This window comes from Marinobacter antarcticus (genome assembly GCF_900142385.1).
GTDB classification, from domain to species: domain Bacteria; phylum Pseudomonadota; class Gammaproteobacteria; order Pseudomonadales; family Oleiphilaceae; genus Marinobacter; species Marinobacter antarcticus.
Window position 1 is genome coordinate 558,738 of sequence record NZ_FRAQ01000002.1, and the last position, 10,681, is coordinate 569,418.

General features: G+C 48.6%; 11 protein-coding genes. 7 read left to right on the top strand and 4 right to left on the bottom strand.

The window, feature by feature from the left end:
• Positions 1-777: a hypothetical protein gene (locus tag BUA49_RS13940; protein WP_072798621.1), complete on the top strand. Its 777-nt coding sequence runs from the start codon at positions 1-3 to the stop codon at positions 775-777.
• Here BUA49_RS13940 and BUA49_RS13945 read toward each other — a convergent pair.
• Positions 771-1,679, bottom strand: coding sequence for a hypothetical protein (locus BUA49_RS13945; RefSeq protein WP_072798623.1), 909 nt, complete (start codon positions 1,677-1,679; stop codon positions 771-773). The two genes, BUA49_RS13940 and BUA49_RS13945, sit on opposite strands and share 7 nt — an antisense overlap.
• A 147-nt stretch (positions 1,680-1,826) precedes the next feature.
• Here BUA49_RS13945 and BUA49_RS13950 point away from each other — a divergent pair, with 147 nt between their 5' ends.
• A complete protein-coding gene (locus BUA49_RS13950; RefSeq protein ID WP_072798625.1) occupies positions 1,827-2,030 on the top strand; it encodes a helix-turn-helix transcriptional regulator in 204 nt (67 codons plus the stop codon).
• 336 nt (positions 2,031-2,366) lie between these two features.
• Positions 2,367-4,166: a hypothetical protein gene (locus BUA49_RS13955; RefSeq protein WP_072798627.1), complete on the top strand. Its 1,800-nt coding sequence runs from the start codon at positions 2,367-2,369 to the stop codon at positions 4,164-4,166.
• Between the two features lie 267 nt (positions 4,167-4,433).
• Here the strand turns inward: BUA49_RS13955 and BUA49_RS13960 are convergent, their stop codons facing one another.
• From BUA49_RS13960 to BUA49_RS13970, 3 genes are all read right to left on the bottom strand, one after another.
• The gene (locus BUA49_RS13960) at positions 4,434-5,639 is read right to left on the bottom strand and encodes a DNA cytosine methyltransferase (RefSeq protein WP_072798629.1); all 1,206 of its coding nucleotides are present in this window, start codon (positions 5,637-5,639) and stop codon (positions 4,434-4,436) included.
• Positions 5,640-5,679: 40 nt separating this feature from the next.
• The gene (locus BUA49_RS13965; RefSeq protein ID WP_072798631.1) at positions 5,680-6,858 is read right to left on the bottom strand and encodes an HNH endonuclease; all 1,179 of its coding nucleotides are present in this window, start codon (positions 6,856-6,858) and stop codon (positions 5,680-5,682) included.
• A gap of 130 nt (positions 6,859-6,988) precedes the next feature.
• Positions 6,989-7,285: a hypothetical protein gene (locus tag BUA49_RS13970; protein ID WP_139248790.1), complete on the bottom strand. Its 297-nt coding sequence runs from the start codon at positions 7,283-7,285 to the stop codon at positions 6,989-6,991.
• Positions 7,286-8,051: 766 nt separating this feature from the next.
• On the opposite strand from BUA49_RS13970, the gene BUA49_RS13975 reads away from it, so the two are divergent.
• From BUA49_RS13975 to BUA49_RS13990, 4 genes are all read left to right on the top strand, one after another.
• Positions 8,052-9,356: an integrase family protein gene (locus tag BUA49_RS13975; protein WP_072798635.1), complete on the top strand. Its 1,305-nt coding sequence runs from the start codon at positions 8,052-8,054 to the stop codon at positions 9,354-9,356.
• A complete protein-coding gene (locus BUA49_RS13980) occupies positions 9,353-9,991 on the top strand; it encodes a hypothetical protein (protein WP_072798636.1) in 639 nt (212 codons plus the stop codon). Before BUA49_RS13975 ends, BUA49_RS13980 begins: the two co-directional genes overlap by 4 nt.
• A gap of 95 nt (positions 9,992-10,086) precedes the next feature.
• Positions 10,087-10,347 carry a helix-turn-helix transcriptional regulator gene (locus BUA49_RS18085; RefSeq protein WP_228704499.1) on the top strand — a complete coding sequence of 87 codons (261 nt, stop codon included), beginning with the start codon at positions 10,087-10,089 and terminating at the stop codon, positions 10,345-10,347.
• A 3-nt stretch (positions 10,348-10,350) separates the two neighbouring features.
• Entirely contained in the window at positions 10,351-10,578 is a 228-nt protein-coding gene (locus BUA49_RS13990) for a hypothetical protein (RefSeq protein WP_072798638.1), read from the top strand.
• The last annotated feature ends 103 nt before the right edge of the window (positions 10,579-10,681 follow it).

The following is a 10,681-nucleotide window of genomic DNA, read 5'->3' on the forward strand; positions in this document are numbered from 1 at the left end:
ATGCAATCAAATGACAACTATATCTTCGATCAATATGAAGCGAAGAGCGGGGTTACACCAAGCTATTTCGACCCCGATTTTTACGATATTGAAGCCACTGCCTCGGAGTTATTGGGGCGATTCTCGCCTTCCGAGATAGCTCAGGCGGTCAAATCCTTCGATGACTTCCTACACGCTAGGTCGCCAGACTTCAACCCTTCTTCAGAAGACTGGTTAAATGGCGATCTCGATGGGGATTATTGTGGAGGAGCGCAAACAATGTGCCTCAACAGCTTAACCAACAAAGGAATAGATCCGAGCGAAGCTTTTGGGTGTTCTCTCAAAATGTATGAAGCTTATGCAATGGCGGCCCTTGCCATTATTGCGGTCGCAGTCCGAGAAGAAGCTAGGCTAGACCGGTCTGGCGACGTTGAAGAACTCTATTGGCGGTTTGGGCGCTATGCGATTGAAGGGTCAAAGCTTGCTTACGCTGCGAAAGTTCTCAATCTAAACCCGGAACTAAAAGTTCCGGTTGATCAATACCGAAAGACAGTGGCATCGAAAGGAGGGAAAGGAAAGAGTCAAAAATATTTACCACTAAAAAAGGCTATTTATGGGAAATGGCTAGACCAGCATCAAGGTCGATCGAATAGAGATGCTGCCCGGCGCATTTGGCAGTCATTGCCCGCTGAAATAAACTGCGATTATACCGGGAAGTCGATCCTGAACCCTGCTGACCCAGAAACAACTGTAGCAAAATGGATTGGAGCATTCTCCAAAGGTGATATACCTCAATAGCACTTGGAACCTGAGGCAGCTCCAATTTCCAAGGTGACTTCTCCTTTCGCTGCTTCATTTTTAATCAAGTCAATAAATGCAGGTAATTCAGTTCGCCTTAGGCGACCGCTAATCATAGCTTCAACTTGGCCCATAGGCATTGATACTCTGAATCTAGCAACCTCCTTGGCATCGTTTCGAATGATGAACTCACCCGGACATTTCGACCGTGGGTTCGCTGTTCCCCCTTTTTGACCAAAAAACTCGAAGAAAAGACTCTTCACATGGTAGAGGAAAAAATAGTCCTCCGATGGACCTGAGGGCCTGAATTTGAAATCGGCCCAAGTGGTTTTCTCGTCAATTTCTAGCTTGTAGCTTGATGATTCGTGGAACATTGCAACCGCAGATATTTGCCTATTAGGCACACAGTGGAGTCGCCATCTTCCATCAGAGCCTTTCACCGGGTATGAGAAGACAATGGGGAAGTTATAGTCAGCGGCCAGTCGATCTACACGCATCTTCAAAACTTTTCTGTCTCGGAAAGTGGTCACTAACAAGAGATTGCAATGTCTCGCAAACTCCAGTTTTTTAAAGAGTTGATCATCATCCAATAGAGCCCAGCGCCGAAGTGCTTCGTAGAGCACAAATTTGCTATCTCTCTTTGCAGCTCCGTCGCAAAAACTATTATGTCCCCGAATACCTACGCCTGCGTCGTACACAAGATATTCCAATTCCTCAAGTGACTCTTTAGCTACCCTCCTCAGCCAGCGATGAGTGTCACCTTCGTCTCGACTTTCTAGGTCGTCATAGGAGAGGCAAATTCCGCCCTCCTCCACATGCGCATCCTTAGCAAAAGACCATTCAATAGCTGATGGAAAGTCGGTCACCTCAAGTTTCGGTGTCAAATATTCGGCCTTTCGCATAAATCATCCTTGTCCTGAAAAAAAGTCCTGTAAACGTTTTGGTGTGACTCTGCTAAGCACAAGCATACCTCTACTTAGCACACGCCTTCTATCCTCAAACGTTTTCAATAAGAATTTGCCCAGTGATTAAACGATCGAGGGCAAACCATGTTGAAACAACTTTTGAATACGAAAGAAGCCGCTCAATACCTGGGCATAAGCAAGGCGTTCCTTGAACGCGATCGTTGGGCCGGTGCGCGCGTTCCCTTTATCAAGGTAGGTAGCCGCGCAGTTCGATATCGACTGAGCGATCTCAACGACTACATCGAGAAACAAGTTCGGTTTTCAACCTCCCAAACGGTGGCGTTGTGAGCCGCTTGCTGCCGGGCTGCATGCTGGCGATTTTCATGTGTGTGTCCATTGAACTGCTAATCCGAAGCGAACATGAAGTGTCACTTGCCGCGACAGCCTCTTCAGCAATTGCTTCAGATGCAGCTGTACCTGTCTGGATAGGTTCGACCCCACGCGCCGCAAGGGGTACCCGGTGGGTGGGTACCTCGCTGCCCTCACTTGCTTTGTACCTAATAGGGGCTGGAGAGCGGGTCCCCTTACCTTCCTCGTACACGACCCTAACCCTACTAGGTTCAGGTACGCCGTTATTCGGAGAGCCGTTGTTTAACAAGGCATATAAACCGGTGGCGGTGTGACATGAAACCCAGCTATACCAGTAAAGAAACCCTAAACCGGGCGCAGGCATCTGCGGCCCGGTTTTTTGATGGATCTTATGGACCATTTATTGATCGGGTGCACCCGGAGCTGAAGCTCAAAGTTCAGGAGCAGCGGGCTGCTCGTGAGGCGGAAGTGAGCCAAAGGCGAGCTGAAGCTAATAGGCTAGTCAAGGCGTCGAAAAGTCCGACAGACCGATTCCCAGGTTCGACTGGAGCATATTTCAACCGGCCAGCACCCCGGCGCAAGCCGGTGCCAATACAGTTGGAAATGGCGAAACCAGGATACGCACATAACCTCGATCAGGCAGGCACGTGGACCGTTATTGAATATCGAAAGTGGGCTGATGAATACCGGATCAGAATGGACACCAGACCAGGTGCCGGTGCACAGACTCCGGACAACGCAGGAGACCGTGTTACCGCGATGCTCACAGAGCGTGGTGCACGGAAAATATCGGAATCCTGTTATTACATGGCTTGCCAACGTGGCGGGTTTTCAACGTTCGCAACACTCACATTGAGCCAAGAGGCACGTGAAAAACTTGGGCGTCGCATCATGGTTCCCATGTTTCCCGCAAACGAATCCGGTTTCCCGGTAATACCACTAGAGTCCGCCAGGGCGAAACAGGGCCCGCTGGGGGTACGTTATGATTTGGAAAGTGAAACCCCGCGATATAACGTCGCAGAAATAAACTACCAGGCCGGAGAAATACGGCACGAGAAAAGTGGCGCGCTGTATACGCCCCTGAAAATGGGATGGAAGTGGTCCGTGCAAAAAGAGGCGAGCCGTTTTTTTGAAGCCGCGAATAAAATGTATCAACGCGGGTGGCAGTATCAGAATGACCAGGGCGAAGCAGTAAAGGTTGCAGGCTCGCGAAAGTGCGTCGCCAAAAAACGCCCAGCATCGAAGGGTGATCAGTTCGACGCAGTTGCAACGCCGATCAAATTTGAACCTGAGCCCTTGGCTTATTTATGGGTAGCTGAGAACCCCGACCGGATCGACACGGAAACCGGCGAATACATGGGCGAGAACCCGCATTTGCATATAATGATGAAATGGCGTGTAGACCACCGTCACTTCGAAGCTTGGGCCGCCCGTCTCGAGAAACTATGGGGTCACGGGTTTGCGCATTTGGAGAAAATCAAAGACCCGCAGAAAGCCGGGAGCTATGTTGCCAAGGCGGCTGGTTACCTAAGCAAAGCTCAAGGCAAAACTGATCAGGGCGATATAAGGGGCAACCGTTACGGCATAAGCGCCAGAGCCAGGGCCCCCGGATGGATTGAATGCGAACGGCACCAGGTTGGCCTCATGGGATGGCTCCTGGCGGAAGCACACGAAAAATGGAATACCAAACACGGCCCTAAAATAGCGCGTCGTGATTACCTGAAAAAGAAGCTAACTGGTGATATTAGCGTAAGGGCCGGAAAGGTAGTCCAGATCCTCGCAGCACAACCTCACGAGCGCAAAGCCATCGGCAATGCGCTTGAGAAGGTACGACGTGCGATCGAAGCTTTACCAAGAGTCAGCAAATATGGAGCCGTGTTTAAAAGCCAGGAACAGCTAGATCGGTTCATGACCTGGGCCCACCGCCAAGGGTGGTCAGAGCGACCGCAGGAAAGTCTTTGGCTGAAACAATGGCGGCATAATCAGTTGTTTCGGAGGAACAGGTCGCGCCTCAATGCTAGCGCTGAAGATTTTGCTGCATGGTATCAGCAAGCTGATTCAGGCGAATTCGCCCTTGAAGGTGACTACAGAGGATGGGAGCCCGCCGATGAGTGACCGAATAGCAGTATTTCGTCGGCTACTCCTGAAGCAAAAACCAGTCTTATCCACGCTCTCCTCCTAGGAGTTCTGTTAACAACTATATTCCACATGAAGGCGAGAGGACTCCGAGCGAATATATTTAGTTCAGTTGGCGCTCGCCGCCCGGGCGGTGTATGTGTAGATAAATGGTTAGTGGCCATAGCTTTTAAACCAGAGGTCTAATATCGCGCTCACCGACAATTTTGGAACGCAACGAAAAAATTTTCGGTGAGCAACGCTTCATTAAACTTTGAAGAAAGAATTGTAAATTGCTAGTGCGATCTGTGCGCCCAAGACAGGCGGCACAGCATTTCCAACTTGTGTAAACTGACGCGCAGACGAGCCCGTAAAAATATAGTTATCGGGAAAGGTCTGAAGACGAGCACACTCTCGAACACTAAGCGTTCTGGGAATAAACGGGTGCAGGTGAGACCTTCCGCCACCAGCAGACCCACCTGCAATAACAGTTTTCGACGGCATGCTGGGATTTAGCCGATCGACTCTACCTAACTGATCTCGCTTTCCAACGTCTAGATTGATATAACGTTTAACCGAGCTAGCTTTGTGCTTGCGAGTTATGTGGTTAGGACAGTCTTTTCGAATATTCAATAACGCCCGCATACAACCGATTATTGATTCAGCCTTTTTCGGCGGAGTGAAGTCTTTCTTGCCACGATATCCAATAATAAAAAGTCGCTCACGCTTTTGCGGAACTGAATAATGCGCTGCATTTAACTTAAGAGGGTCGTGTATTTTATACCCCTTATCCTCGAGATATTTATACACTTTAGATAACTGTTCTCCCCCATCAACATCAATTAAGCCCGGTACATTTTCAATAACAAACACTTTAGGAAGATACTTTTCAATGAACCAAATATAGTCAAAAAGTAAGTTTCCATTTTTCTCATGAGCGAATCCGGTTCGCTTAAAGTTATCGCCATTTTTAGAAAATCGTTGATTTGCCGCAATGGAAAATGGCTGGCACGGTGGCCCTCCGATGAAAACACCGTTAAATGGCTTTTTTACTCCTTTTTCATCGAGCTCTCTTGATAATAGGGTTCTTTGTGATACATCTCCATCGCTGTATGGCGGGCCGATAACATCCCAGTCGCGATTCGCCCTCAACGTATCGCAAAATATTTCATTATGTTCGATGACAGCTAGGTGCTCAAAGCCTGCTGCTTCGAACCCGAGATCGAGTCCGCCAGCCCCAGAAAAAAAACTCACCACTGGGGTGCCGTGGAATGGCTGCCGAAAACAGTCCAGTTCCTTATATGCCTCTCCCTGAAGGGCAACGGGTTCTGGTGGGAGATTGTAGCGAAGGTCGTCATAAGTTAGCCCTTCAGCTTCTAATAGCTGCTCAAGCTCAACGCCCGTATCAAGAGCCCGTTCAATCAGCTTTGATAGTCGAATAGGAATTGCGGATAGGAGTTCTACGGGTACCATCGTTGCTCACCTGAATTACTGTATATCAATACAGTATATGCTAAATATTTAAGAACTGCGATTTTACCTGATAGTAGGTTTCTTTAGCATGTTCCTCTGACACAAAATCAGCCAAATTTTCGTTAGATAGCTCAATCTTGTAGAAAGAATGGGTCGCGCGATGACAGTTTGGACAGAGCCCCACCAAGTCATTCAGTGAAGTCCCGGCGCGATCGACGTGCAGTGGCGAAGCGAGAGGCAGAATATGATGCACCTCGATTAAATTATTTAACCATGGGTAGCGTCCTGCGACCTCGACTCGGCAAATATCGCATAACTTTGAATTTTCTGCATGCTGGAAATAGTGCTTGATGACCTTACGATTTCGCTCAGTTCGGAGATGTGAGACTCTGATCTTCCGCCCTTCAGTGAAAACCAGATCCTCGGGTGTATTCGGCTCTTTGAGTTCTAACAAACTTTCCTCATTCGGAGAGATATCGAACATTCTTTGAATCTCAAACTCAGAATCCTCGTGCCTTAAACCGTTCATCGGAGATACAAGCCCCTCAACTTGAGCGGAGCTCAAATTTTCAAGTGCATGAATATCGATAAAAAGACGGCTATCATTCCAGGACAGAAAACTGAGTTGGCTAATGAAAACTAGCATTTCTCTAACTTGTCGTATTTGGTCATTCTGCCCAATAAAATTCGATGCTCCCAAGTTTGCATAACTATTTATTCCTTCTAAGCCGGTGACGTTATTCCCTATAAGCCGACTAAAAACATCTTCCACAGTCAATGATGGATCACCTGAATTATGTGCATTAGCTATCAAATACTTAAGAATAGCGCAATAAGGATAGGATTGAGTGTCATTAACATTATATCCCTTAAAAGCTGGTGATGGGTAATAGAAAACCTTCACCAAAAATTGTAGGTACGCGTCATATGTTAGATATTCTTCTCCGGTTGCGATCAGCCTCCGACAAAGACTTGTAGGGCGCAGGCGACCATTAATTGTGCTAGCTAATCCAAGAATTTTAAACACACGTGCATAATTCCGCCACACCCTATAATGCTCCGGCGCAAAGGGCAGGCCTACGGTTAACGGTAGAAGTGTACGAAGTGGGTCGGGGTCAGCATTTAAAGAGACACCATCCAATTCAGTAATGCATGCAGCAATTCTTCGAATACGATCTAATGAAAAGTATTGAAGCCTGCCTTGATCCCATCGCCACATACGACACCCCTTAAATTGCTTTAAAATTCATACACTCAGATTTCAAGGAAAGTCCAAAACCGAGTACATTGCGCGCTTTAGCGTGTCGGCTGACACGCCTTTATAAGCATTTAGCGACATATTAGTAATGCTAAAGTATATTCACTAAACGGTACATTTTGAGCATCCTGGTCAATTCTTCTGGATCGCGCGAATAAAAAAATAAATCCGTGGCAACCCGTCCATGTTTATCAAATATATTATCAATCGACTGACACCTATCAAAAATTTCGAAATATTTCCTTCCCGAACGCTCGAATACCCGACTCGGATGGCCAAGGTAAACCTCTCGAAGGCTTATGACCAACAGCCAAAAATATTCCTTCTCCACACCTAAAACTTCGCCAGAAAACTCTTCGCCATTTTTGACAAATACGACTTCTTCCATCTTCGCGATCATGAGTAAGCAACCCTCTTTTTAGTGCATATAACGCCGCCAAAACGCGCGGCATTGTAGTGGAGCCGGAGGCGCAACGAAAAAGTCGTCGTTTGCTTGGTCCGGTTAGGCATCTTCCGACAATCTCCGTCCAGTTTTCTCCACCAGCGACTTCATTGCAGCGGAGAAGTACCCCCGATATAAATTCGAATTCCCTTTTTATCCCAACGCCTAATATCCAAACATTAAAAGCAGTTAAGCTCATTCTGTGCACTGTCGCCAGGTGATCGCTTGAACTCTCATTTTTGCACGCACAATAGGACTGTATGTAGCTAAAGCTTAAGAAGGTGCTAACTATCACGGGCGACAGGTAACCACGACCGAAGGATTAATGCTGAAAGGTTTTTCATTTAAGTGATATATGGCGAGCTGATTTGCTGACCAAGACTACTATGCATCGAGAATATAGTTTTGCGTAGAGAAGCTGTACATTCATCTGTCTACATAACGTCTACATGAGAAAAAAGGCGGTGGAGAGATTTCGAGAGAAATTTCGTAAACTATTGATTTTGATGGTGCTCCGAGCCGGAATCGAACCGGCACGACCGTGAGATCGAGAGATTTTAAGTCCTTTTTTTTGAGTTTTAACAATCCCCGTTGACCATTAAGAGCTTTGAATTTTCAATCGCTTAGGCCATAATAGTCCCTATTGTGTATCACGTAATTTTGAATTGAAGTGATGCACCACTGATGCACCAGCGATGCACGAGGGGATAACATGACCGAAAGAAAAAAGCCCGGCAAAAAATACACACTGAACAAAACCAACCTAGACAAGCTGGAAGCTACAGACGGAAAGCGCCGCATTGTCTGGGACACTGCAATACAAGGCTACGGTGTACGCATCATGCCGGGCGGCGGAAAGACCCTATTCTTTCAGGCCCGTTTTAAGGGCGAAGTTATCGGCGTCACCATTGGCCGCTATTCAGGCGTAGCAGCCAGCGCCGAAGCAGGCCGTAAACGTGCAAAAGAGATCAACGCAGATTTAGCCAACGGCATAGACCCCCGCCCCGAACGCAAGGCCGCAGACGCCGCCACGTTTGGCGATATGCTGACCGGCTATGTGGATCTGCTGGAATCCAAAGGCAAGAAATCAGCCCGGAATGTGCAAAACCAGATAACCGCAGACGTTGAGAAAAAGCAGCGGAAGATCTGGAACAAGCGGGCTGCTGACGTAGACCTAGACGACTGTATAAAAATCGTTGCGACTATTAGTGACCAGGGCAAGCTACGCCAAGCCGACAAGATCCGCTCTTATATCCGTTCAGCCTTTACCGAGGCAATCAAAGCGCGCGGTAACGTGCGCGCCCCGGAAAGGCTGCGGAATATGAATATCAAGATGAATCCCGCCCGCGATATGGTGAAGGTGGAAGGCTCCAGCCAGGCTAGAACACGCGCCCTTTCCCTTTCGGAGTTCCAAGCGTATTGGAAGCGCCTGAAAGAGCAGCCAGAGCCGGGCCGCTCCCTTGGCATGATTCACGTTCTGACCGGCGGACAACGCATTAAGCAGCTATCCCGCGTCACCCTGAATGACATAGACCGGGAAGATTTGACCATGACCATACAGGACTACAAGGGCCGCAGAACCACACCTTACCAGCACAAAATCCCCCTAATGCCGGAGGTGATCGCCTGTATTGATCGCATAACCGGCGCTGGTGAATATGTGTTCAGTTGTGACGGTGGCATAAAGCCCGCCCATGATCTTTACCTAAATGATCTGGTGAACCGAATCCGCAAAGATATGGACAAGGCCGGGGAACTGGAAAAAGGAACCTTTACCGCTGGCACCATCCGGGCAACCATTGAAACCCGGCTGGGCAAAGATCCGTACAAAGTCCCCCGCTGGATACGTGGCTATTTAGCCAGTCACGGATTAGGTGGAGTTCAGGCCCGAAATTATGAACATGACGACTACCTAGAGGAAAAACTCGACGCGCTGCAAAAGCTGCAACGCATGGTAGAAGGCCAGCCGGAGCCAACAGCCAAGGTTATCCCGTTTAACCGGGAGGCGAGCGCATGAAAGGTCTGGAAGATGAAGATTACCTACGTCACCGCAATTTACTAGATCGGGCGCATAAGGCGGCAACCGATGCTGGTATGGAGAATGACGACATTTATTTAGCCGAATCTGCACAGCTAGAACTTCAATTCGTTGCCTCGTACGAGATAGCGAAGGCTGGAGCTAATCTAGTATTCCAGTGGCGGGCGAGCCGAAATCCGCATTATATGGATCTCGCTACAATGTTATGCGTTGAAGCTAACGTCACCCCACCCCCTGCACTGGTGAAGGCTATGGGCGAGGCCGCAAGCGAAAGGTTTAACGGCGAAACAAAAGGCACCGCAGGCAAGATCAAAAAAGAGTCCGAAAAGTGGCAAACCTATACGCTAATGATGAACCTTATTTATCACGGGCTATCGCTCCCAAAGGCAGCCAGCAAAGCAGCGCGATGGATGAAAGATCAGGGCAGCACCAACTATAGACAGGTCTCAAGTTTAGAAAAGCAGTACACCGCAGAGGTCAGAAAGACTGACATTGAAAAACAGCATTTTGAAAGCTGGGACAAGTGGCAAGACAAAACAACCCAACAGACATGGCTAGAGATAATTCAGCGACTGCCTGACGCGCCTGAATGGCAGCAAGGGGCAAGGCGTTAGCTTGCTAGGGGAAATTTTGGATTTCTTTTTTTCCCTTATTAGTCAGGTACTTATAGGTTGAAATGGTCTTATTCAAACCCGAATGAGGCCATATCATGCAAAACACCACGTACTTACAAACCGCTCAGCATAACGGCGGCACCCTACCCGCTTCACACACCGTCACGCTCCCCCAACTCTGGGATCAGAAAGTTCTGGCCGGATACCTTGGCAAGTCTACCGCATGGTGTGAACGCGCCCGCTGGGCTGGTGATGGCCCCCGTTTTGTAAAGCTAGGCCGTCATGTTCGTTACCGCGCCGATGATGTGCTGGCATGGATCGAAGAAAGCGCCCGCACCTGTTCAGGGGAGGCGTGAAACATGAGCCAAATTATCAGCTATCCAGACTTTGTAGCCCGCGCTGGTGTAGTCGAGTTACGCCCGCTCAGCACCGTTGAAGAAATCACCCATGTGGCAAAGATAGCCAACGCCTTGCCGCATTGGTTCGACCAACGAAGGGCCACGACGCTAATTGCACAGCGCGTAGGAATGGACACAGATTTGATTCATCGGCTGATGACGCGGGAGGGGAAATCATGGATGGCGTAAAACGAAAAACCCCCGAAGCTGGGCAGGCAAGCGGGGGCGCATTCGATGAGGTACGGGGTGATGATAACACTACTCAGCACCCGTACCTAGAGGGCAAGGGTAT